17 protein-coding genes, 2 pseudogenes and 1 riboswitch are annotated in these 24885 nt (G+C 43.0%); of the genes and pseudogenes, 14 read left to right on the top strand and 5 right to left on the bottom strand.

The window, feature by feature from the left end:
• Positions 1-200: 200 nt before the first annotated feature.
• Positions 201-1265 (bottom strand): annotated as a pseudogene (locus NYE25_RS11795) (PstS family phosphate ABC transporter substrate-binding protein).
• 335 nt (positions 1266-1600) lie between these two features.
• Positions 1601-1749, top strand: a riboswitch (FMN riboswitch).
• Between the two features lie 126 nt (positions 1750-1875).
• On the opposite strand from NYE25_RS11795, the gene NYE25_RS11790 reads away from it, so the two are divergent.
• From NYE25_RS11790 to NYE25_RS11760, 7 genes are all read left to right on the top strand, one after another.
• Positions 1876-2835 carry a DMT family transporter gene (locus NYE25_RS11790; protein ID WP_076284531.1) on the top strand — a complete coding sequence of 320 codons (960 nt, stop codon included), beginning with the start codon at positions 1876-1878 and terminating at the stop codon, positions 2833-2835.
• Between the two features lie 303 nt (positions 2836-3138).
• On the top strand, positions 3139-4890 hold the full coding sequence (locus tag NYE25_RS11785) for a sensor histidine kinase (RefSeq protein ID WP_341145972.1): 1752 nt from the start codon (positions 3139-3141) through the stop codon (positions 4888-4890).
• Between the two features lie 11 nt (positions 4891-4901).
• Complete coding sequence (locus NYE25_RS11780; protein WP_149647061.1) at positions 4902-6542, top strand: response regulator transcription factor; 1641 nt, start codon at positions 4902-4904, stop codon at positions 6540-6542.
• 109 nt (positions 6543-6651) lie between these two features.
• Positions 6652-8355, top strand: coding sequence for a sugar ABC transporter (locus tag NYE25_RS11775; protein ID WP_341145971.1), 1704 nt, complete (start codon positions 6652-6654; stop codon positions 8353-8355).
• 247 nt (positions 8356-8602) lie between these two features.
• A complete protein-coding gene (locus tag NYE25_RS11770) occupies positions 8603-9493 on the top strand; it encodes an ABC transporter permease (RefSeq protein ID WP_042129685.1) in 891 nt (296 codons plus the stop codon).
• A gap of 24 nt (positions 9494-9517) precedes the next feature.
• Positions 9518-10396 carry a carbohydrate ABC transporter permease gene (locus NYE25_RS11765; RefSeq protein WP_042190304.1) on the top strand — a complete coding sequence of 293 codons (879 nt, stop codon included), beginning with the start codon at positions 9518-9520 and terminating at the stop codon, positions 10394-10396.
• A gap of 2 nt (positions 10397-10398) precedes the next feature.
• The gene (locus tag NYE25_RS11760; RefSeq protein WP_341145970.1) at positions 10399-11445 is read left to right on the top strand and encodes a glycoside hydrolase family 53 protein; all 1047 of its coding nucleotides are present in this window, start codon (positions 10399-10401) and stop codon (positions 11443-11445) included.
• 59 nt (positions 11446-11504) lie between these two features.
• On the opposite strand, the gene NYE25_RS11755 is transcribed toward NYE25_RS11760, so the two are convergent.
• Positions 11505-12476: a glycoside hydrolase family 53 protein gene (locus NYE25_RS11755; RefSeq protein ID WP_445667174.1), complete on the bottom strand. Its 972-nt coding sequence runs from the start codon at positions 12474-12476 to the stop codon at positions 11505-11507.
• A gap of 295 nt (positions 12477-12771) precedes the next feature.
• Between NYE25_RS11755 and NYE25_RS11750 the strand changes: the two genes are divergently transcribed.
• The 5 genes from NYE25_RS11750 (at position 12772) to NYE25_RS11730 (ending at position 18177) form a co-directional block, all read left to right on the top strand.
• A complete protein-coding gene (locus NYE25_RS11750; RefSeq protein ID WP_341145968.1) occupies positions 12772-13434 on the top strand; it encodes a stage V sporulation protein AA in 663 nt (220 codons plus the stop codon).
• Positions 13431-13853 (top strand): stage V sporulation protein AB, encoded by a 423-nt coding sequence (locus NYE25_RS11745; protein ID WP_341145967.1) that lies wholly within the window; start codon positions 13431-13433, stop codon positions 13851-13853. Before NYE25_RS11750 ends, NYE25_RS11745 begins: the two co-directional genes overlap by 4 nt.
• 671 nt (positions 13854-14524) lie before the next feature.
• Positions 14525-16138: a spore germination protein gene (locus tag NYE25_RS11740; RefSeq protein WP_341147719.1), complete on the top strand. Its 1614-nt coding sequence runs from the start codon at positions 14525-14527 to the stop codon at positions 16136-16138.
• Positions 16139-16265: 127 nt separating this feature from the next.
• Positions 16266-17600 (top strand): diaminopimelate decarboxylase, encoded by a 1335-nt coding sequence (lysA, locus tag NYE25_RS11735; RefSeq protein WP_076284538.1) that lies wholly within the window; start codon positions 16266-16268, stop codon positions 17598-17600.
• A gap of 145 nt (positions 17601-17745) precedes the next feature.
• Complete coding sequence (locus NYE25_RS11730) at positions 17746-18177, top strand: peptidylprolyl isomerase (RefSeq protein WP_042190291.1); 432 nt, start codon at positions 17746-17748, stop codon at positions 18175-18177.
• Between the two features lie 57 nt (positions 18178-18234).
• Here the strand turns inward: NYE25_RS11730 and NYE25_RS11725 are convergent, their stop codons facing one another.
• Positions 18235-18993, bottom strand: a complete 759-nt coding sequence (locus NYE25_RS11725; RefSeq protein ID WP_341145966.1) for a YwaF family protein — start codon at positions 18991-18993, stop codon at positions 18235-18237.
• A 280-nt stretch (positions 18994-19273) separates the two neighbouring features.
• On the opposite strand from NYE25_RS11725, the gene NYE25_RS11720 reads away from it, so the two are divergent.
• Positions 19274-22717 (top strand): collagen binding domain-containing protein, encoded by a 3444-nt coding sequence (locus tag NYE25_RS11720; protein WP_341145965.1) that lies wholly within the window; start codon positions 19274-19276, stop codon positions 22715-22717.
• Between the two features lie 81 nt (positions 22718-22798).
• On the opposite strand, the gene NYE25_RS11715 is transcribed toward NYE25_RS11720, so the two are convergent.
• Positions 22799-23902 carry a sensor histidine kinase gene (locus tag NYE25_RS11715; RefSeq protein WP_341145964.1) on the bottom strand — a complete coding sequence of 368 codons (1104 nt, stop codon included), beginning with the start codon at positions 23900-23902 and terminating at the stop codon, positions 22799-22801.
• Between the two features lie 38 nt (positions 23903-23940).
• Positions 23941-24024: pseudogene (locus tag NYE25_RS11710) on the bottom strand (DNA-binding response regulator); the annotation flags it as partial.
• Between the two features lie 358 nt (positions 24025-24382).
• Here NYE25_RS11710 and mscL point away from each other — a divergent pair.
• Complete coding sequence (mscL, locus tag NYE25_RS11705) at positions 24383-24787, top strand: large-conductance mechanosensitive channel protein MscL (RefSeq protein ID WP_076299560.1); 405 nt, start codon at positions 24383-24385, stop codon at positions 24785-24787.
• The last annotated feature ends 98 nt before the right edge of the window (positions 24788-24885 follow it).

The following is a 24885-nucleotide window of genomic DNA, read 5'->3' as shown; positions in this document are numbered from 1 at the left end:
CCCTACCATCCCCGTTTCTTGGTTTCTAGCAATTCTTACTTTTTCTTCCTTTGATGCAGTTTCAGCGTATATAAATCTTAAACGACAATAGTTTCCAAAAGTTGCGCTCTTTTAGTGTGAAAAAGGAAAAATTTCGGTATGAAAAGCGAAAAGAGAGCTTTCCCAAACATTTGGGTTAGCTCTCTTTCCCTAACAATATTTTATTGCAAAGAAGTATAACCCGTTTTTTCTACCAATTCCTGACCTTGAGCAGATTGCATCCAATCTAGAAAGGGCTGAATATTGGGGTTGTCACTTCCAGCAGTCACAGCATAAAATTCTGTAGCCAAAGGGTACTGTCCACTGCGAATACTCTCTTTGTCGGGCTTAACACCATCGATGGCGAGTAGTGCAATTTCCCCACTTTGATTCATTTCTGAGGCGTAAAATAAGAAGCTGTACCCGAGTGCATTTTTATAATTGCGATAACTGGAGGTTTGCTTAATAATTCCGCTCATAATATCCGCCACGTCTTCCTTAGGAGGTGTCATAAGTGTAGTGTCTCCCATAAACTTTTGCAGCATCGTCTGGCTCCCACTATCCTCTGGGCGTTGAAAAGCGCGAATACGGTTATTAGCTCCGCCTACATCTTTCCAATTGGTGATCTTGCCTGCCTAGATATCTTTAAGCTGGGCGGTGGAAAGTCCAGTTACTTCGTTTCGTTTATTCACAAAAAATACGAAAGCCTCGCGGCCGATGGGTGTGAGCTTCAGCTCGACGCCTTTTCGCTTCGCATGTTTCTGCTGAGCAAGAGAAGGAGCAGCGACAAAAATAATATCAGTTTCACCTTCGATTAGTCTTTTGTAAGCTTCCGGTGTGCTACTGCAAATCACTTGACTTGTTTGAAAATCATATGGATTATAACTACCCACAGGATAAGCAGATTGCACGAAAGCTGAATACAGTGGGTAAAGTGCGGTTGCGCCATCCAATTTTGGTAAGTTATTATCGATATGATATGAAGAAGGTTTATCCAAATTCACTGCTTTGGTATTCTCAGCAAAAGGTTCGTATTGTACCAAATTAACTTCCCGATCATCGACCGTGGCAATGCTGTTGATATATGCTTGTTTGATCTCATATCCTGCGGTTACGAGCACACTAAGTCCGAGGATGGATAGCAATATAATATTGCTTGTTTTTCGGGACAATACATTAAATATAAGGAGTACAGCATAAATAGCTATCACAACAGATAAACTCGCCACAAGTGGAGTATAAAACATTAGTCCCCCGTAAAGGGCGGTAATTATCGAACCTATGAATCCTAAAAAAGCTATGACTCCGACAGCAAAAAAGGAGAACAATAACTTCGTCCAGAATGACTCCTTCATCCAAAATGATTCTTTCATAACAACCTCCTCAGATAAGTTCCTAAACTATGGAAAAATAAACATAATTTCATTATACAGATTTTTTTGGATGAGACAGTAGAACAATAACGAATAAAATATGTAATAAAAAGCTGTAATACATGAAAGTTGTATGTATATTTTCATAAAGTACTGGACGAATGGCAAGAAGAGGTTTATTCTGAGATTGTGAAAAAAACAACGGAATACAAGATTCTCGGGGTAGGGTGAAATTCCCAACCGGCGGTAATGTTCAAAGCGAACTGAGCCCGCGACTCACTTGTTCTGCTTGCAGAGAAGTGACTGATCTGGTGTGAATCCAGAGCCGACGGTAAAGTCCGGATGGGAGAGGATCATAAGATAAAGGCGCTAGGAGTCTATCCTGTACGTCTTTATTGATAATGCCCCCGAGTCGACCTTTTATGGTGATTCGGGGGTTTTTGGTCTCTTATCGAGGGTTTGTATCGACAAGGAGAATGGAATTATGAGTAATGTAACAGCTTCATCATCAGCTAATAAGGTAAGCAGCACGTCGCCGTTACGCAGTGGGTTTTGGCTCGTTGTGTTCGGTGCAGCACTATGGGGTGTTGATCCGCTCTTTCGTATTATCCTCTTAAAATCTTTGACCTCATCGCAAATTGTTCTTTTGGAGCATGTGGTGCTTTTCTTGGCTGCTTCCCCTGTTCTTTGGCGTCACCGGGCGGAGCTAAAAGGTATTGGATTTCGCCAGATTGGAGCTTTGCTAATTGTTTCCTGGGGAGGTTCTGCCGGGGCGACAATTCTATTTACGATGGCACTCTCCAGTGGGGATTTAAATGCTGTGCTGTTGCTGCAAAAGCTTCAGCCAATATTCGCTATCGGTCTTGCAGCCTTAATTCTTAAAGAACGTCTGCCTAAAAATTTCGGAATCCTCATTTTTGTGGCACTGGTAGGAACCTATCTGCTGACCTTTGGCTGGAGTATTCCATTCGGACATGTGAACAACTTTATCGGTGTTAGCAGTCTGATGGCCTTAGGAGCGGCCGCATTATGGGGTGGCTCAACAGTAATGGGACGTTATCTGCTTGGGTCTATGAAATATGAGACAGTGACTTCCCTAAGATTTATATTGGCGCTGCCGTTGCTTTTCGTTATCACAACACTAGAAGGAGCTCCTTGGCAGATTAATGGTGGATTTGGTGCATCTGCTGCTATTGCTATTAATTTGTTGCTACAGGCTTTGCTGCCAGGACTACTCAGTATGCTTATGTATTATAAAGGGCTTAGCACAACCAAAGCTTCCTTCGCTACATTGGCTGAACTAAGCTTTCCTATGACGGGAGTAATCATTAACTGGATCGTATTCCAACAGCTCGTCACCCTACCGCAAATTATCGGGTTCGCGTTGATCTGGACCGCTTTATTCTTCATATCGAGTCAACAATCTAAAGCACAAACGCTCTGAGCAGACACTGATTGTATAGATTGAACTAAATAAAGTATAAAGGGATGACTGGAATGCCTAGCGGCTTTCGGATCATCCCTTTTTGTATGTCTCTACAATACATTAGACTGCAAAAACTGCAGAAATGTTTCGTACGTAGCATATAGCGTAATAATTTAAGCCTTTACAATAGAGAGGACGATAACAGTGCTTGAACAAGCTATCACTTGTCTACCACATTTTGCAGGCAGAAATTATCTATGCGTTAATGAAGATTATTTGTACAATAGAGGCTATGACATTTGAGTCGGAGTGTGAAGGAAAGTGTATAGATATAATTTATTTACCAAAATCGTAAGTATCATGGTCATCATGCTGATTCCTATTACGATCCTCTATTTCTATTCCAATAAGACGACCACGGATGTGCTACGTACGGAGTTAAATACTTCGAACAGCAATCAGCTCAGTTTTTTTCAGAATCAAGTAGAGAGCAATATGGAGCTGTTGTCCTCCTGGCCGATCCTGCTCATTCATGATCCTGATATTTTGAGCTTAAAGGATACTTATTTGAAGGGAACACATTTGAACCTGGATGCGATAAACCTGATTAAGCGGATTCAGACCAAAATCAGTATTCAGGAAAGCTCCTCCAACTGGAAGAGTAAGTTGTACCTATATTCACCGTCCATCCACCGAATGGTGTCAGAGAATGATGCTAAACCGTATTCGGATGAGGATTTGAAGCGGGAAGTAAAGTCAGGCTGGCATGTAGAAAAGATCATTGAGCAGGATGGCGATCATTTTGTGTTCTCTTGGTTTTCTTTTACCCCCTTCATGTCAGAGTTCACTCCTGAAAAGGTCAATACGATTATGAAAGTGGAGTTTGACAGCCGAAACATTGAAGATATGCTGGATAAATTCAAAAGTGATGGCAGGAGAGATCCTTTTTATTATAAACAGGGTACTGGACTTATCTTTAACCGTAGTGCTGACAAGCTGCTAGCTAATGAATTGGTAAAAAGGCTGGAGCAAGAGCAGCTAAAGCAAAGTGAAAATCGTACAGTGAACATTAATGGTGAGTCCTACAGTGTAAACATAGTCTATTCGGATAAAATGGGCTGGTATTTGATCGACTATATGCCGCTGTCAGAAATACTGCATCCGATCCAAACCTCCAATCGCTTATTTTATTTTGCTATTGGTGCATTGTTATTAATGAGCTGTCTCGTAGCCTATCTACTATATGTTCAGGTGCAGGTGCCTGTTAGATTATTGGTTGGAGGCTTCCAGAGGTTGAAGCAAGGAGACTACTCTGCACGGGTGGAGATCAAAGGTAAGAATGAGTTCAGCTTCCTGTCCGGAAGGTTTAATAGCATGGTGGAACAGATTCAGAAGCTGATTGAGAATGTGTTAATGGAAAAAATCCATGTTCGAGAAGCTAGATTAAAGCAGCTTCAATCCCAGATCAATCCGCATTTCTTCTATAATTGCTTCTCGTTTATTACGAGTATGGCGAAGCTCGATAATATGGGTGCTGTCGTCGGTATGTCGCATAATCTATCCCGGTATTACAGATATACGACCCGCCAAGAACGCGATCTTGTCGCTTTATCTGAAGAAACGGAATTTGTGACTCACTATCTGGAGATCCAAAAAATGAGGATGAGCAGACTTCAATATGAAGTTCTTATCCCGCCGCAAATGCGGAAAAGAGATCTTCCTCCGTTGGTTCTTCAGCCTTTGGTCGAGAATGCGGTTATCCATGGGATTGAGCCTGTCTCTAAAGAGGGGCTGGTGCGAATTACGGGCACATGCAACGGAAGAGTTATGACATTAACGGTTGAGGATGACGGAAAAGGCATGACCCCGGAGGAAATTATCGTATTGGACAATAAGCTAGGCAAAGCGATGGATGAAGAAATGGGCTGCGGGCTTTGGAATGTGCATCAGAGAATGCGGCTGCGTTTTGGTGAGGATGCAGGATTGACGATTGCACCATCATCACTCGGAGGATTGCAGGTTAAACTTCAGTGGTTGTTACCGCTAACTGACAATAATATGGATGACATCTAGGAGGGAATATGATGATAGAGATATTGTTAGTCGATGATGAGCCTTATGTAACAGAAAGTCTGGCTCGCACGATTCCGTGGGACGAGATTGGCGTAAAGCAAGTGCATCAGGCGGCATCGGGTGCCGAGGCTCTGGAAATATTGGAACAGCAGGACATAGATATCATGGTTACTGATATTTCGATGCCTGGAATGTCAGGTTTGCAACTAATTGAAACGGTGAGCGAGAGATGGCCGGATATCCGGTCGATTCTGCTGACAGGTTATTCTGATTTTCAGTACGCTAAGAAGGCGATTCAGCTACAGGCTTTTGATTATATTTTGAAGCCAGTAAGTGATGAGGAATTTATCAATAGTATCTCCGGAGCGATAGAGTCTCTAAAAGACGAATGGGAAGCACATGATAAATATCATTTACTACTCTATAATCGCAAAGCCGATTACAGTGTTTTACGGGCCAACTTGATGCATGAGTTACTACTTGGTAGAGTGCTGTCTGAGCGGACACTTGCATTAAAGCTTAAGGAATATGAAATCTCTTTCGAATCAGATGTTGAAGCGGCGATGTTATTGATTCAGCTGGGTAAACATTATGCCGCAATGGATCATCATTCGGTTTCCCTAATGGAATATGCCATCGGCAATATTGCCGAGGAGCTCTTTAAGGAGCAGTTCCATGTCTGGTTTTGCAAAGCACCCCATGATTGTTTAATTTTGCTTGTGGAACTGAAGCCGGTCATCCAGCGAGAGTTAGAGAAGTCGAATAATTACGATGCTGCGAGACAACAAATCCTTAAGTCAGCCATTGCTAACTTCAGAATTAGTGTGAGTAACTACCTGAAGGGTGAGATATCTCTTATCGTAACGGAGTGGTTTGCTTTTCCCGAAGGGATGACGGCTGCCTATCGAAGTGGCTTAAGTTCAATGTATTTGACAACACATAATGAAACAGGCTCGGTACTTTATCTGGGGGATCGTCATCTTCAGGAGATGATGAGCATCAAATCACTCGAAAGCCTTTATCGTCCGCCAACGCTCATTCATTTGCTGGAATCTAAGCAATGGGATACAGCCCGCCAGAAGATAGCTGATGTGTTCCGAGATATGGAGAATGCACGCTTTTCAAGTGAGCATCTGTATGAAGTCTTTCTGTCCATTACTAATGCATTCATGTACATTGCCCACAAAGGGGGGCAGTTCATCTCACAAATCGACCAATATGCATTCGATCCGATGTTGACTCAGAGCATAATTGTTTCTTTTGACAAACTGAAGGACTGGGCGTTCGATATGCTAAACAAGCTTCAGAAGGAACTCTCAGAAAGTGATCAGAACACGAAAAGTTATATTATTAAGCAGGTACATGAGCTGGTAGGGAACCATTCTGGGCATGATCTGTCGGTCAAGACGATAGCGGATCATGTGTATCTGCACCCCGTATACTTATCTAAAATATATAAGGCAGAGACAGGAGAAGGGCTCGGAGACTATATTATCCGCATGCGGATGGAACGTGCACTTTATTTACTTAAGAATACGAATAAAAAAATCTATGAAATCACTACCGAACTCGGATATCAGAATCCGCAATATTTCAGCAAAATGTTCAAAAAGCATTACAATATGACACCAAATGAATTTCGTGACGGATAGAGAGGTTGAGAAAGGTGCAGAAACCTTGTTTAAATGACGTATTCGACATCATCTTCGTTCCCTATAATTAAGTTATAACCAACACATAAGGAATCTAAGGGGGAACAAAATGAGCGCGATGAAGAGAAAAAAATGGCTGCCGCTCCTGTGTATGAGTATGCTTTTGGTAGGTAGTCTCGCAGGTTGTTCGGGCAATAATGCCGCTGATGGAAAGAATACAGCCGGTGATACGACTACCAATACAACATCTAATTCTGAAAACGCCTACAAGGATAAATATGATCCTGAGGTAACCATTACAACGGTATGGGGTGTTGACCCTGAGCTTAAATTCAAGAATGGGGAAAGCATTGAGAATAACGTAGCTACGAAGTGGACAAAAGAAAAGTTCGGCATCAATATTAAATCACTTTGGTCCATCACAGATACGAATGGTGCTTTTGGAACCAAACTGCGCCTGTCGATGTCATCTGGTCAGGAAATGCCCGATGTTGTAACGATCGGTACGGGTGATAGCACGATTGCTCAGGATTTAATCGATTCCGGTATGTATGCTGAAGTGGGAACACTATTTGATAAATACGCTTCAGCTACTTGGAAAGAAGCCATGGCACAGGATCCGAACGTATGGAACCAATACAGCCGTGATGGCAAAAGAATGGGTCTGCCTGTACTCGATTACGCGTACAACCATGATTACATTCTTTGGATCCGCCAAGATTGGCTGGACAAGCTAAATATGCAAGCACCTAAAACGATAGATGAGCTAGAAAAAGTTATGGATGCATTCAAGAATCAGAACCCTGATGGCTTGGCACCAGACAAGGTAACTCCGCTTAGTATCGGCTTTAAGACATCGATGAACACTTGGATGGGCGATCCTTCTTGGATCTTCGGTGCTTATGGAACGCTTCCGCAGCAATGGAATCTTGATGCTGATGGTAAATTGGAATACGGCTCTGTAAATGCAGGTATGAAGCAAGGGCTGGAAAAAATGAAGGAATGGCTCACAAAAGGTTACATTCCTCAAGAAGCAGCGCTTTGGGATGAGAACAAAACAGCTGAGCCAGCAGTGGCGGGTACAGCAGGTATTCTCCCAGGACCTTACTGGATGAGCGGTTGGCCGCTTCAAGATACTGTGAAGAATGCTCCGGATGCTGTATGGGCTCCAATTGAAATTCCAGCGGGACCAGATGGTAAAGTTATGCGTCATGGAACACAGTTCACCAACGGTGTAACTCTGATTAGCACTAAGATGAAAAATCCAGAAGCATTCTTCACCTATCAAAACTATCTGTTCGATAACTTCGCTGATCCTAAGCCGGGTAGCGAGCTGGATAATGGCCTCTTCGCAGGATATGACTATGAACTAGATGCAAACGGTAAGATGATTGAAAATGATAAAATTGCTGGTGGTTATGTGAACAGCGTTCGTTATATGCTGGTTCGTGACGGTGCCCGGATTCCGGATGCCCAAATGAAAGCTCTTCTTAATCTTGCAGATGGTGCTGAACCAACCACTCGTTTAGAGAAGGATGTAGCTGTGAACTATGGTAAGGATACCCCTGCAGCTGCAAAGGTTCTACTGGCACAAGAGGATAAATCCTTCAAAAATATGTTCACCGGTCCTACTACTGAAACTATGAAATCGAAGATGGATTATCTGAACAAAATCGAGAACCAAACGTTTAATGAGATCATCTATGGCAACAAGCCACTAGAAGCTTTCGATACCTTCGTAGCGACCTGGAAATCAGGCGGCGGCGACCAAATCACTAAAGAAGTAAATGAATGGTATGACAGCGTAAAATAATGCTCTGTTAAGGGTATAAGTAGCACAATTAGGGACTGTTTCCTCAGCTGTTTATTTAGCTGTGGGAACGGTCTCTTTTTGCGTTAGCGGTTATCTGAATTCGTATAAATTAGCTTCTGTTTCTATACGGTAAAGAGATTGGTTTTGTACCATATATATTGGTTTTGCTCGCTATTTGGGGAATCCTGTCGTTGCTATAATTTGAGTATGGTTACAGAAGAACTTGACACGATATGGGGGACCAAGGATGAGAACACTTAAAAAAACATGGCCATTTCACTTAATGTTGCTGCCGGCGATGATCTTCCTGATCATCTTCAGCTTTATACCGATGGGCGGAATTGTGATGGCGTTTCAGGATTATAAGCCATGGCTAAAAATTTCGGGATCAGCGTGGGTTGGATTAGATAATTTCCGCTATCTATTTGAACGTAATGACAGCATGCAGGTCATTTGGAACACATTGATTATTGCCGTTCTGAAGATGATCTTCAATCTGGCTGTGCCGTTTGTGTTCGCCATTCTATTGAATGAGATTCGTAAGGTTTATATACAGCGTACAATTCAGACATTGGTTTATTTACCTCACTTCTTGTCTTGGGTCATCCTTGGCGGGATCTTGCTAGATTTGCTTGCTACAGATGGCTTCGTCAATCAGATCCTCGGCAGTATGGGAATTAAACCCATCTTTTTCTTAGGAGATAATAACTGGTTCAGGTTCACGGTCATTCTCACGGATGTATGGAAGGAATTTGGTTATAACACGATCGTCTTCCTGGCTGCTCTAGCAGGAATTAACCCTTCATTATATGAAGCTGCTGAAATAGATGGTGCAACCCGCTGGAAACAGACACGTTTTATCACAATGCCTTCTCTACTGCCAATGGTTGTTGTGGTAGGTACTCTGGCTCTCGGAAATGTATTGAATGCAGGGTTTGACCAGATCTTTAACCTCTACAATCCGCTGGTCTATCAGAAAGGCGATATTATCGACACCTTCGTATACCGGACAGCTATTCTGAATGGTGAGATGGGCTTTGGTACAGCAATTGGACTGTTCAAGTCAGCCATTAGTATGGTCCTAATCCTTGTATCGTACAGTCTGGCTAAAAAATGGGCAGGATATCGCATTTTCTAAACTACCAAAGGAAGAGGGAGACCTATGTATTACAAAACTAGAGGTTATCGTATTTTCAACATATTCAATACTTGTTTTCTGATCATACTCGCACTCATGTGTATTGTTCCTCTGATTCACGTATTAGCTGTATCTTTCAGTGCCAAGTCTGCGGCTGACGCCAATCTGGTGGGCTTGTGGCCAAAGCAGTTCTCTCTGGAAGCTTATAAAAAGACAATGAATAATCCGATATTCCTACACTCTATATGGGTATCCGTACAAAGAACTGTACTCGGAACCGGACTTACGCTTCTGATTACTTTTCTGGCAGCTTATCCGCTATCTAAGGAAAACTCAGCCTTCAAAGGCCGGAATGTTTATTCCTGGTTGTTCGTGTTCAGCATGGTGTTTAATGGTGGTCTGATTCCATTCTATATTGTTATTCAAAAGATTGGCTTAATGGATTCCTTCTGGGTACTCGTTCTGCCAGGTGCGGTGAATACATTCTTGGTAATTCTAATGCTGAACTTCTTCCGCGGTATTCCTAAAGATTTGGAGGAAGCTTCGCTAATTGACGGCGCAGGACATTTCCGTACCTTGTTCAGCATTTACTTACCGATTTCATTACCATCGATTGCGACAATTGCACTGTTTAGTATGGTGTTCCACTGGAACTCCTGGTTCGATGGACTATTGTATTTGAACAATTCTAAGCAGTTTCCGCTGGCGACCTTTCTGCAGACCGTTATCATTCAACGGGATATGAGCTCCATGAGCATTAATCCGAAGGAGATGGAATTAATCTCGCAGACAACGGTTAGAGCCGCGCAAATCTTTATCGGGGCTGCTCCTATTCTAATCGTATATCCATTCTTGCAGAAGTATTTTGTTAAAGGAATGACACTTGGTTCTGTAAAGGAGTAGGGATGATGATAACGACATTTATCAATGGAATGGACATCTCATTTTTGGATGAAATAGAGCAGGGCGGAGGCAAATTCCATAGTCGCTCTGTTCGGACTGCTGAGGAAGGTGAGGAATTACTCCACATCCTTAAGGACAATGGAGTAAATGCCATACGGCTGCGGATTTGGAATGACCCTCCAGGCGTCTTTTGCAATTTGGAACGGACACTGGTTATGGCAAAGCGGATCAAAGAAGCAGGGCTGGATTTTCTACTGGATTTTCATTATTCAGATAAATGGGCGGATCCAGCTAACCAATGGAAGCCAAAAGCTTGGGAGGCACTTGACTTCAGTGGTTTGACATCCGCCGTGTATGATTATACACGCGAGACACTTGAAGCTTTACAGTCCCAAGGCACACTGCCCGATATGGTGCAGATCGGTAATGAAATTACGCCAGGCATGTTATGGGGAGAAGGCAAGGTTGATGGAGATTGTGATACTCCGGAGCAGTGGGAGCAGTTCACTACGCTAGTTAAAGCAGGTATAGCGGGCGCGAAATCCGTCGATTCTGACTTGTCTATCATGATCCACATTGACCGGGGTGCTGATCATCCGGCGAGCCGTAACTTTTTTGATCGTTTCTTAGAACATGGTGTAAATTATGATGTTATCGGATTATCATTCTACTCTTGGTGGCATGGTACTTTGGACGACTTGCAGCTTAACCTGAACGAATTAGCGCTGCGTTATAACAAGGATATCATTGTGGTGGAAACAGCCTATCCATGGACACTGAATGCACCAGAAGGATTTCCATTAATTGTTAATGAGGAAGCCCAGCTCCATGATGGTTATCCAGCCACAGAAGAGGGTCAAGCTAAGTATATGAAGGATTTCATAAACGTAATTGAGAATACACCTAACGGAAAAGGAATCGGTTTTTATTACTGGGAGCCTGCTTGGATTCCTTCGCAAAAGGAATGGTCTGTTGGGCATGAGAATGGGTGGTCCAATTTAGCTCTGTTTGATTTTGAAGGTAAGAAACTGGATTCGCTCCATTTCTAAAGATTATTAGGATAGAAAAGAAGACAGCCAATGGTTAAGCACCGTGGCTGTCTTCTTTTTTAATTCAAAAAGGCATCTAAAGCCACCGTAGGCTTACCAGAAGAATCAAAGGCACCTTTTGTGTAAGCGTACCATGTACCATAACTCTCCGGCTCCCAATAGAACACGCCAAGCCCTTTACCGCCACTTACCGATTTTGTTTTGCTAATGATGTCGGTAAGAAAAGCTTTCGCCGTTGTTGGAGCACTAACGTCCATGCCGACCTCTGAAATGATCACCTCTTTACCATACCGGGCAACCATATCATTCATATTCGTTAATGTCTGAGCATTCAGTGTAGACCAGTTGCTTGTAGTGGGATAGAGTGACATGCCGATCACATCATAGTTGGCACCGTTAGACTTCAGACCATCAAACATCCAGCGGAATAAGGAATTGTCGTAGCCGTTAGAGAGGTGGACGATGACTTTTGAACTACTACTGACCGCTTTTACTGCACTATATCCTGAATTGATCAACGCGGCAAAATTACTCATACTTACAGAAGCCTTTCCATCCTCCCAAAGCATTCCATTATTCGTCTCGTTCCCTACCTGTACCCATTCTGGCGTAACACCGCTAGCTTTGAGTGTATTCATAACATCATACGTGTGGTCATATACCGCTGTCTTTAGAGCTGTAAAGTTCTTGCTGGTCCAGGCAGTAGGTTTCTTCTGATTGCCAGGATCTGCCCATGTATCACTGTAATGAAAGTCAATCATGATTCGGAACCCCATTTTCTTGGCCCGAACGGCCTGTTTCACAACATCGGCTTTGTTAGAGAAATTAATGGAAGGGTTAACCCAGACCCGTAGTCTAATGGAGTTCATTCCGTGATCTTTGAGAATTTGCAGTAGGTCTTGTTTCACACCGTTATCATTGTAAAAAGACCAATTATAGTACTCCATCTCCGATAGCCAGCCTACATCAGCCCCTTTTGCAAAAGTCGTAGCAGCTTCCGCTGGTTTGTTATTCCCAAAGTTGAAACACATACTAAACACGAGAGACAGGCAAACGAACAATTTGAACGTAGTTTTTGAGTTCTGTTTGTTCAACAGGCGCCCTTAGCATAGCGATGTTTGTATCCGTTTACCTTAAACTCCTCCCTTTCTCTTTTATAACAAGATTGTAAGGTGGGGTAAGCATTCCCGATACCAATAAAAATTCAACATTTCAGCATCTTTCGAAATTGATTCAGGGCTACAAGAGTAAAAATAAGGCTTTACTCCCATACTACCGTTATCTTGCACCGGAGCTACTTGACCACAACCTTTAGGAGGAATGCGGATGAAACAACATTCTGCTCCCGCCATCTATATACAGCTTAAGAACCGGGTGACGGTGCCCAAAGGTAAAGGTGTCACATTGGGTGATATTGCATTTTTGATCGCGGAGCCAGAGCTGAAAGAGTCGTTGGAATCGATTCTGCTAATGAAGCCAGAGCAAAGTGACGGTAATCTAATTTTGATTGACCTTCTGATGGTTATTCCCCGCATTTATGAGCTGGTGCCCGAAGCCGACATTGAGCCGATTGGTGAAGGCAGAACGATTGTGCAGATTGAAAGTTCGGTGGAGAGGCGGAAGCCTTCAGTAGCGATGTTTGTCTTAGTGTGGCTGCTGCTGTTCTTCGGATCTGCGCTGACAATCATGAATTTTCATGCGGATGTAAACATGCAGGAGGTTCATATCCGAATCGTGGAGATGATAACCGGCCATCGGGATGAACATCCGGTTGTATTTCAGATTGCGTATTCTGTAGGAATCGGCTTTGGGATGGTCATTTTTTTCAACCATTTATTTAAGAAAAAGTGGAATGAAGAGCCTACACCGCTAGAAGTGGAAATGTACCTTTATCAGAAAAATATCGACCAATACGTCATCAATGAGGAGTATAGCAAAATGAGGCGCCGTGGAGAAAATCAACCAGAGAACGTGGAGGACGGAAGATGACGGCACCTATAACACTAGGGTTGAATTTGCTGCTGGGTATTGCAGGGGGGATCGCTGTAGGTGGCGGTGTGATCGCTTTATTTGTGGTTCTCGACATGGTGCCCCGTCTGGCTCAATTAACTTCTTCTTACGATAAAGTACATTGGTACGAGGGTGCGATGGTAGTTGGATCATTGCTAGGAACCGTAAGTGATTTTTGGAATTGGAAAATATCCTCAGGTCCTTTAGTTGAACTTGGTATAGGACTTTTTGACGGGATTTTTGTCGGGATGCTCGCTGCAGCATTGACCGAGGTATTAAATGTGCTGCCGATACTCGCTAAACGCTTGAACATGACACATTATCTGTTCGGGCTGTTAATGGCGATGGTAAGCGGGAAGGTCGCGGGTTCTTTGTTCGACTGGTTTGTATACCGATAGTAAACGGGGGTTATGGAATGAGCAAATTTATTCACAGCGGTGATTCTGTGCCAGAAGAGGATCATCAGGAAGAAAACGCTGCGGCTGCAGCAGCAATGAAGAATACCGCAGAGGATCTAGTTGATGATCATACCGAGGTTAACGGAGCTTCTATGACCAGTGATGACGCAGATCCGGCGGAAAATATTACAGCAGCTGATCCGAGTCAAGAACAGCAGGATGCAGAAGCATCTGCGGAGCTAGGGGCAGAAGAGCAGAGTACCAAAGCATCAGCTCAGCCGAATTCCGGGCAACAGGATGCAGAAGCATCAGATGAGCTAGGGGCAGAAGAGCAGAGCACCGAAGCGTCAGCAGAGATAGGGGCAAAAGAGCAGAGCACCGAAGCGTCAGCACAGCCGGATTCCGGGCAGCAGAGTGCAGAGGCATCGGATGAGCTTGGGGCAGAAGAGCAAAGCGCTGAAGCTGCACAGCCGGATTCCGGGCAGCAGGATGCAGAGGCGTCAGATGAGCTCGGGAATCAGGAGCAGAATGAGCCTAGTAAAGGATTTTTTGCCAGGTTATTCGGCTTAGATTCAGACTCGGAATCCGAAGATGAGGTACAAGATCAAAATACCCAACAAGCAGGCGGATCAGAGTCCGCAACAGAGTCAGGGGAAGAATCTCAAGCCAAAGTGACGCCAAAGTCCAAACAATCTAAGAAGCAAGCGCAACAAGAGTCACAAGACAGCAATCAAAAGGGAAGCAGCAAGCTACAGAAGAAACGAGATCGCGAGCACTCCAACTCGTTAAAAGAATCCGTCATTTACTGGCAAGGTAATGATGAAATCCCAATGTCCTTGCAAGATACGAAACAAACACTTACAGAGGTAATGGGACTGGGCACAAGCTTTGATGTAACGTTCAGACAGATGTCCTTTGGCGGACATAAGACAGCTCTACTCTGTTTAAGTGGATTTACCAACACAGATGTGACCGATGATATTCTAAAACGTCTGACCTATCTCACCTCTGAGAATCTGTCTACGGGTGTGCTGTCTAGCTTTATGAATGAATATGTCCCTCACATCCAGGTGGAAGAGGGGAATTCTTTAAGCGAAAGTATCGAGAAGGTACTAGAAGGTTTGAGCGTGCTATTCGTCGAAGGTGAGAACAAAGTTATCATCATGGATACTCGTTCTTACCCTAGTCGCAGTCCAGCCGAGCCTTCGATTGATCGGGTGGTGCGCGGTGCGCGCGACGGTTTTACAGAGACTTTACTGAGCAATATCTCGCTTGTGAGAAGACGGGTTCGTGATCCAGGGCTGAAATATGAGCTATTTCGGGTTGGACGACGGACACAGACAGATGTATGCGTGGCTTACATTGATGATATCGTTGATAAAACACAGGTTAAGTCTGTTATCGAAAAAATCAAAAGCATTGATATTGATGGTATTCCTCTGGCAGATAAACAATTAGAGGAGGCGATTATCGGCGGTGGATGGAATCCATATCCTATGGTGCGTTATTCTGAACGCCCTGACGTCGTAGCTTCCAATTTATTGGAGGGACGGGTAATACTGTTTGTAGATACCTCACCAATTGTTATTGTTCTTCCGACTACTTTTTTTGATCTTTGTCAGCATGCAGAGGAGAATCGTCAGACTCCTTTTATGGGAACGTACTTGCGGTGGGTCCGTTTCATCGGTATATTTGCGTCCATGTTCCTGCTGCCGCTATGGATGTTGCTTGTCATTCATCCTGAACTAAAGCCGGCTATGCTGGATTTCATTGGACCTCAAAAGACCGCCAGAATTCCAATACTCGCCCAGTTTCTAATTGTGGAGCTTGGGGTTGATTTACTGCGGATGGCTGCAGTACACACACCAACGCCTTTAGGTTCAGCGATGGGTCTGATTGCAGCTATATTGATTGGCGACATAGCGGTTCAGAGTGGTTTGTTTGTAAACGAGGTAGTCCTGTATATGGCTGTAGCCTCCATTGGTATGTTTGCAACCCCGAGTTATGAGCTGGGTCTTGCGAATCGAATCGTCAGGCTTGCGTTGCTAGTTGCCGTAGCTGCATTTCAGGTGCCAGGATTTATGATTGGCACGACGCTACTGACTATTTTCCTAACTACCCATCGCTCCTATAACTCGTCTTATATGTGGCCGTTTATACCTTTTAATGCAAAGGCAATGAGTGAAATTCTAGTGCGTAAGCCAGTCTTAAGCTCGAAGACAAGGCCGTCTTTCAACAAAACTAGAGACAATACAAGGGTGCCGCCTACTCAAAAGAATGATTAACAATCGTAGGAAAATACAAAACTACTGCAAATTAGTCCATTCAATGGAGTTCCCACTGTCTGTTATACTGAATACACTAAAGACAGGGTGGAACCTTGATATTCCACAGAAATTGGAGGACTAAAGAATGTTTCTACACGGTACTAGCCGAATTAACGATGCTGGGCATTTGGAGATCGGCGGATGTGATGTAACTGAATTGAAGGCGGAATATGGAACCCCGCTATATATATTGGACGAGCAATTGGTGAGACAACGTTGCCGGGAATATATGGATGCTTTTAAATCCTCTGGACTTGGGTTCCAAGTAGCTTACGCAAGTAAGGCGTTCTCAGTAATGGCTATGGTTCGTTTGGCTGATGAAGAAGGCTTGTCGCTTGATGTTGTATCTGATGGCGAACTTTATACTGCTTTGCAAGCTGGCTTTCCTGCAGAACGCATTCATTTTCATGGCAACAATAAGACGTCTGAAGAGATCGAAATGGCGATTGATGCCGGGATCGGCTGTTTTGTAGTCGATAATCTGGTAGAGCTTAATCTTTTGCAGTCGATTGCATCACGTAAAGAAGTTAAGGTTAACATCTTGTTACGTGTGACACCAGGTGTCGAAGCTCATACGCATGAGTATATAACAACAGGTCAGACCGATTCCAAATTTGGATTTGATATCGGTAATGGATCGGCTTATGAAGCAGTTAAAGCGGCAGTCAGCAAAAAGAATTTAGTGCTGCTTGGCGTACATTCCCATATTGGTTCTCAAATTTTTGAAACGGATGGATTCCAGCTTGCTGTTGAACGTGTAGCGAGTTTTGCTCGTAGTGTTAAAGAAGGTTTGGAAGTGGACTTCCGTGTAGTAAACCTAGGTGGAGGTTTCGGTATTCGTTATGTTGAGGGGGATACCCCATTACATGTTTCTGAATATGTAACTGCAATTACGGATGCCGTGAAGACTCATTTTGCTGGAATCTATAATGCTTTGCCTGAAATTTGGGTGGAGCCGGGCCGTAGTATTGTTGGAGATGCAGGTACTACACTTTATACAGTAGGTACGAACAAGGATATCCCAGGCGTGCGTAAGTACGTTGCCGTTGACGGTGGGATGACTGATAATCCACGTCCTGCATTGTACCAATCTAAATATGAGGCATTACTTGCTAATCGTGCGAATGAAGAGGCTACAGAAACTGTTTCCATCGCTGGAAAATGCTGCGAGAGCGGAGATATGCTGATCTGGGATGTAGAGCTGCCTGAGGCTGAAAGCGGCGATCTGTTGGCTGTAGCCTGCACAGGCGCTTACAATTACTCCATGGCGAGCAACTACAACCGGCTTCGTCGTCCGGCTTTAGTGTTCGTTCAGAACGGACACAGCGATCTTGTAGTGCGCCGCGAAAGCTATAATGATCTTATTGCCAACGATATTGTTCCTGAGCGTATCGCTAAACAAGCTGCTGTTGCTAAGTAACAGCCGTTAATGTTAGGTAGGGAAAACTGGTAAGGCATAAAGAGCAAGCAGGAATTACTCCTGCTTGCTTTGCTTTGTGCGTAGTTTCATAGTAATATAATTGAGGTATTCTAAATTTGTTAATTTTGAAAGGGGTCATTTACATATGGCAAAGCAAGCGAAAATTACTCTTGAAAATGGCGGCGTAGTGCTGATTGACTTGTTCGATCAAGATGCACCAAACACTGTAGCTAACTTTGAAAAGCTAGCAAAAGATGGTTTCTACAATGGATTGACATTCCACCGTGTTATCCCTGGTTTTGTAGCTCAAGGCGGATGTCCTAACGGAACTGGATCTGGTGGTCCAGGATACACAATCAACTGCGAAATCAACCCAAACAAACACGAGCGCGGAACACTTGCTATGGCACATGCGGGTAAGAACACAGGCGGAAGCCAGTTCTACATCTGCTATGCACCGCAACCACACTTGGATGGAGTTCACACTGTATTCGGTAAAGTAGTTGAAGGTATGGATCTTGTTGATACTTTCAAAGGACGCGACAAAATGACTTCGGTAGAAATCATCGAAGCTTAAGAATTCTTAATTTAAAAAGGCTAGTCTCCGGATTATCGGAGGCTGGCCTTTTCTTATTTAATAAGGAATCCGGCTTGTTCGTTTACGTCTCGATTTACGCTGCTCTGGCATCCAGAAGAATACCAAATACATGAGCAGAAACACAATGAAGGCAAATAACTCTTCAACAAGCAGGTAATAAGGATAAGGCCCGAAATAATCCAATACAGAATAAGTGCTGGGCTTATGAGATAGGAACATGTAGTTAGATCCTAGGATGTAATTGGCGATCCACACACAAGCGGCCACAATGTTTAGTCCAAGCATGGTGAACAGGAGAGATTTCCAAGTGGGCTTATAGCCCTCAATCCAGGTCATATAAAGAGAAGCGAGAACAATACCACCATGTGCTATAAAGAACAGTAGAAATCGGAAATGAGGGAATGGATAGACCAGATTTGGTGTGAGTAAAGCAATGAATGCTCCACCAATCCCAGCAAAATACAGAAAGGAATATAGTGCTCGGCTGCGAGTGATCAGCATGATAACGGATAGTAGTAAAGTAATTCCGCATAGTTCGAGCGGGAGTGAGCTGCTGGACTGCCATACGCCTTGAGAGAGGTACCATATTTGAAGTCCTGTTTCTGAGAACAAAAGAATAATAATCAGCAGCAAGCGCACACTTTGCCGAAGTCTCACATCAGTCCGAATCTCGAATCTTAAACTGTAAAACAGTATACAGACCAATGTAATGATAGACAGAGCAATCCAATGTGAAGGGGAGAACATAATGAAATCCTCCGTACGCTGTAGATCAAAATAAGATGAAAGATGCATGAACCAACCTCCTTCGTACCTAAAAAGCACTTCAAAAAACAACTTTGTAAATTTTTGATATTTTCTGTTTCGTAACATCCATAAAATGGTTATATATGTATGCGTTCTGTCAGCTAACCCACAAAAGGATGGCTTTTCATTATTTTAACATAAGATGGGGCAATGGGCGCGGAATTACATAAGAAGCATTCGAGCATGAGGAATGGCAGAGATTACGCTTCAAGAGGAGATACAAACACAGAAAAATCAAATTGGAGAAGGAATTGGAGGCTTTAGGATAATGTTAAAGAAAAGAATAAGTGTGATGATCGTTATTCTGATGCTTGTAGCGCAATATGCCTATGGCATCGGGTTCACTCCACAAGTACAAGCAGCGGCAATCGATCAAGAGCGGAATATCATCACCAGTGTCTCAATGGCTGTATATGGTGAAGACGGGCAGACGGTTACGGATAGCGTCTATGAGCAAGAAGCTAATGTAACATTAGATTATATGTGGTCTCTTCCTAAAGCTCATCCGTACAAGCAAGGTGACACCTTTACCTTTCAGCTTCCAGAGCAGTTTCAGCTTTTTAATGATATTAGCGGCTTGTTAGTCTCGGAGGATGGAGATGTAGGAACTTTTACAGTTGAGCAGTTATCACACCAAGTAACAATGACCTTTAACGACTACATAGAAACGCATGATGATGTGCAAGGAACGCTTCGGATCAATACTAAGTTTGATAAACAAACAATCTCAGGAAGTACTGTTCAGCAGATTTTATTTCCGGTGAGCGGTGGTGTTCAGACGGTTACTGTGAATTTTAGACCGAATGTAGGATCGACCATTGAGAAGAGGGGGATTCCTCAGGGTTATAATGCAGACCATATTCTATGGTCTGTTGACGTAAATAAATCATTAAAAACTGTTGGGAATGCAGTCGTAACGGACGCTATACCAATAGGGTTGTCACTTAGCACTCCGGTTACTGTGAGTGTGTATCAACTGAGTATCCAGTTGGACGGTTCGGTAACACAAGGTGCACTACTCGATACCAGTAAATATTCTACAGAGTTCACTGGAGGATCGTTAAATGTTCGTTTCACTGATCCTGCGATTTCGAGTGCTTACCGTATTGAATACTCCACAGCTATTACTGATGAGGATCGGCTAAGCTTCACGAATACAGCGACTTTTACAGGAGATGGGCAAGTTCCTGCAAGTTCTTCTGCTACTGTTCAAGTAGAACGAGGAGGAAGTTTGAACAAATACTCTAGCGGATATGACTGGAGCAATCAAATCATTTCCTGGGCAATCGAATATAACTATAATAAAAAAACGATTCCGCAAGGAAATGCTGTACTAAAGGATTTGTTTAATGATTCTCAAGCGTTAGTAGCCAATTCTATAAAGGTATACACGGTGCAACTGGATTCAGCGGGTACAGCAACGTTGAGTAATCTTTTGACCAAGGATATTGATTACACTGTAGTTGCAGCTTCAGACGTGAATAAGTCAGGGTTCACCTTGCAATTTAAACAAGATGTAACATCTCCTTATCGAATCGAATATAAGACCAAAGCTATAAAGCGTGTGTTTGAAGATACCATAATCACTAATACAGTTACGGACAGTACCTATACTGGAGAAGCTACACGCTTAATACGGTCAGCCATTTTGTATAAGAACTTATCAGGCGTAGATTATCAGAATAAAACGGTTGGATGGAAAGTCACATTAAACAGTGATAACTATCCAATGGGTCAGGTTGAAGTTACGGAGTCATTCCCGTTTGGCGGACTGAAGTTTATTCCGGAATCACTCGTAATTAGAAATTCTAATGGGAATGTATTGAATCCTTCCAAATATAGTTTGGTTTACAATGCTCCTGTTCAGGCTAATAAAGGATTCAAGGTTGTCTTTAATTCGCAGATTACTGGTCTTTATACGATTAGCTATACAACGGAATTTAATAAGGATTGGATTTGGTCTAATACTGAAAATTTCAATAACAAGGTTAGGATGGACTGGTTAGACACTTCCGAAATTCCTCGCACAACAGAAGCAGAAGGGCTATTTATTCCAAGAACTGAAGCGAAAAGCAATGGTTTGAAGTTTGGTTCTTATAATGCTTCAACTAAAGAATTAGCTTGGACATTAGGGGTCAATTATAATAGCAAAACGGTTGCAGAGCCAGAAGTCGTGGATATTTTGAAATCGGGTCAAACCCTGGTTCCTGGATCGCTGAAAGTATACACCATGAATGTTGCTAAGAATGGAGACCCAACGAAAGGTGTCGAGGTAAACAGTAGCAAATACACTTACGGTGTTAATGGTAATAATGAGCTGAAGCTCTCTTTTACAGATGCTATTCAATCCGCTTATTATATAGAATTTCATACAAGTCTTGAAGGCAAAGTCATTGGCACTTCTATTGATAATAAAGCCAATCTCTATGATGGGGCAAAAAAGGTATCCAAGGATTTGAACGCTACCGTAAAGATTCCTTATGGAGACGAATATCTCTTGAAAAATGGTGTTCAGAATGGCGAAAAAATCGATTGGAGCATTCAAATTAATCGTAGTCAGTCTACTGTGAAGAATGCGTTAATCAACGATACTCCTAGCGCTAATCAGATTCTGCTGCAGGATTCATTCTACCTGTATCCTACAATCGTAGCTGAAAACGGGGATGTAACAAAAAGCGGACCTGAATTGATTCAGGGTATCGATTACAGCTTAGAAATAAAAACGGATGTAGACGGCAAGCAGTCGTTTGATTTAAGCTTCGCCAAGGAGATTAGTAAACCTTATATTCTCGACTATCAATCCCTGATTATGGCGAATACAGGAGACAAAGTTATTAATTCTGTTCGTTTCAGTGGATTTAATGTTATCGAAATAAGCAAAGATTCTTCTAAAGAAATTATCATCGGTGTGTCGAGTGGATCAGGATCAGGCAGCGGGGTTAGAGGTTCCTTGATGATCAAGAAGCTGGATGCAGAGGACAACTTGAAGACGCTGGCAAATGCAACTTTTGCACTCTATCGCCTTAACGGCTCAGACCGGGTATTTATTAATAGCTTAACCACAGATTCCGCTGGTACAGCAACATTCAATAAATTATGGTTGGGTAACTACGTATTGATTGAGACGACAGCTCCTAGTGGCTATGTACTTGATCCTAAAGAGCATCCAGTGTCCATTCATTCTTCATCAACGAATCAACTCGTAATTACGAATCAAAAAGCAGTGGAGCCTACACCTACTGCAACGCCAGAACCAACTATAGTCCCAACCGCAACACCATCAGCTTCATCGGAACCGACGGCTACTCCGTCAACAGAGCCGACATCAGGACCTGCGTCTACACCAACCTCAGGAACCCCAGGAGGTCCGTTGACACCTACACCTACGAGTTCGCTGGTGCCAGGAGTAATCATCAATGATCCGGCAGTACCTGCTGGCCCTGGGAATACGAGCGATCTGGAATCCGCGACATCAGAAGAAGTAGGAACTCCTGATTTAGTTATTACAGATGAAAATGTTCCTTTGGGTGAAGTCGACATTGTTGATGAGGAAGTTCCGAAAGGTACAGTCAACAACAGCACTTCAAGTGCCCCTCAGCTTCCAAAGACGGGAGAAAGTAGCCCTGCGATGCTCTACATGACAGGTATTGGATTAATAGCCATAGGCTATATTCTAAACCGTGTGTTTAGACGTGGAGGAAACTTAAAGTAAGTGAATAAGTATGATTTGAAATTGAACTGAAAGAAGCACCCGGCGTGATTATAGTCGGGTGCTTTTGTTTATGTTCAGAACCTATTCACTTGCAGGGAAGGAAGTCTCAAATTCGGTTTGTTTACGTGAGCTTTTGGCTGAAATCGTTCCACCGTGGAGCTCTGTGATGCTCTTGGCAATCGCGAGTCCTAAGCCGCTTCCGCCAGTCTCTCTGGAAAGTGACTTATCTACACGATAAAATCGCTTGAATAAGTGGGGGAGAACCGTGGCAGGGATCGGGTTACCGTAATTCGTGCATGTAGCAATCACTCTGCCGTCTTTTCTATAAACGGAAATATCTAGAATCTTACCTTCTTTACCGTATCTAACCGCATTGGTAAATAGATTCTCATATAATCGTACTAACTCGTCCGCATCACCATGGATAATCAAAGGGCTCATATCCGTATGAATACGGCAGGTCATATCCGCTTGCTCCAATACGGGAGCGAATTCCTCGACAAGCTTTTCGAGCAGCTTGCCGAGATCTACAGGCTCCATATTAAGGGGAAGCCCGTTGCTGCTAACACGTGTATAATCAAATAAATCGTCGATTAGCTTTTTAAGAGTCAGGGATTTCTCATAGGCGATATTCACATAATAACGCAGCTCAACCTCGTTCTTATAACGATCCTTCTCCACATATTCCAGGAATCCCAGTACAGAAATTAGAGGGGTTCGAAGATCATGGGATACACCAGTGATTAGGTCATTTTTTTCTTTCGCTGCTGCTCGTTCTTCATCTATAGCGGATTTTAGCTTGCCCGCCATGAGGTTCATATTTTCCGCGAGTTTACCGAGTTCATCCGTTCCTGTTACTGGTACCTTGAAAGATAAGTTGCCGTCAGCAATCGCTTGAACCCCGCTTGAAATGTTATGAAGATGGCTTGTTGTATTTCTGGATAGCTTCAGGATGAAAAAAATAAACAAAGGAACCCCAATAAGAATCACTATAGGAGTAGAACCGATGTTATTGGTCACCCAGCGGATGAGTTTAACGCCCCAGAAGGAATGAGAAGGATTGAGCCATAGCAAAAGGGATGTCCCATAATAGCCGACCAATAAAATTGCTGCTGTAAGAGCTAGACTCGTTAGGCTAAAGCCAACTATTTTCCAAGATAAGGTATCGAATCTTTTAAAGTTCATCTAGAAGAACCTCCTTTTTCCAGTTTGTAGCCAACGCCCTATACCGTCTTTAAATACTGTGATTTTCTTGAATTAGCTTCAATTTTTTCTCTGATTTTTCGAATGTGTACGATGAGTGTATTACTGAGTCCAGTGATTTTATCTAGTTCCTGACCCTTGGCAGATCGGGAATTTTTGTGTTTCCCGAATTTTTATACAGGCCTCTATACCGTCCGTACTACAAGAAGTATACAATATTCTCGATTGAAATCCTTATTTGAAGGCTGGCGAGGATCGATGGGAAACAGTTTGTTTAGCTCTTTGAAAAACTTAAGGCTATTATAAAACCGTCCACATACCAAAGATGAAACAGGCGAACTTCCCAATGGCGGCATGTAAAAGTAAAAAGTAAACTTAATAGTTTCTTAACAAGCCTTAAGATTTGGGAAGCGGCTATGCTATAATAATTTCAAATTCAATAGGTTGGAGGAGAATTGGAAGATGTGGAAAGAGTTTAAAGCTTTTGCCCTGAAAGGAAATGTACTAGATTTAGCCATTGCTGTCGTTATCGGAGCAGCTTTTGGTAAGATTGTGACTTCATTAGTATCTGACATCATTATGCCAATTGTTGGCTTGATAACAGGTGGTATAGATCTGAAGGATCGGGCTCTAAGTGTTATGGTTATGCATAATGAACTGCTTATCCCTTATGGGCAATTTTTGCAGGCGGTAGTTGATTTCTTTATTATTTCCTTCTCAATCTTTATGGTGATTAAACTGGCTAATAAATTCCAGCGCAAAGAAGCCGTTAAAGTTGAAGTGGTGGAGACGCCAGCACCCGCAGAAGATATCGTGTTGCTAACGGAAATTCGTGATTTGTTGAAACAACAAGAACGCGGATTGTAATTGGAAAAAGAAAAAGCGCCTGGAGATACAGTCCAGGCGCTTTTTCTTTTGTTATGTAAATGTATGGAATGGGTTTTAACTGTACATTTGCAGGCTAT

The organism is Paenibacillus sp. FSL E2-8871 (assembly GCF_038000345.1).
Classification (GTDB): Bacteria; Bacillota; Bacilli; order Paenibacillales; family Paenibacillaceae; genus Paenibacillus_AQ.
The sequence above is the reverse complement of the archived record's forward strand: the minus strand, read 5'-3'. Positions and strand labels throughout refer to the sequence as shown.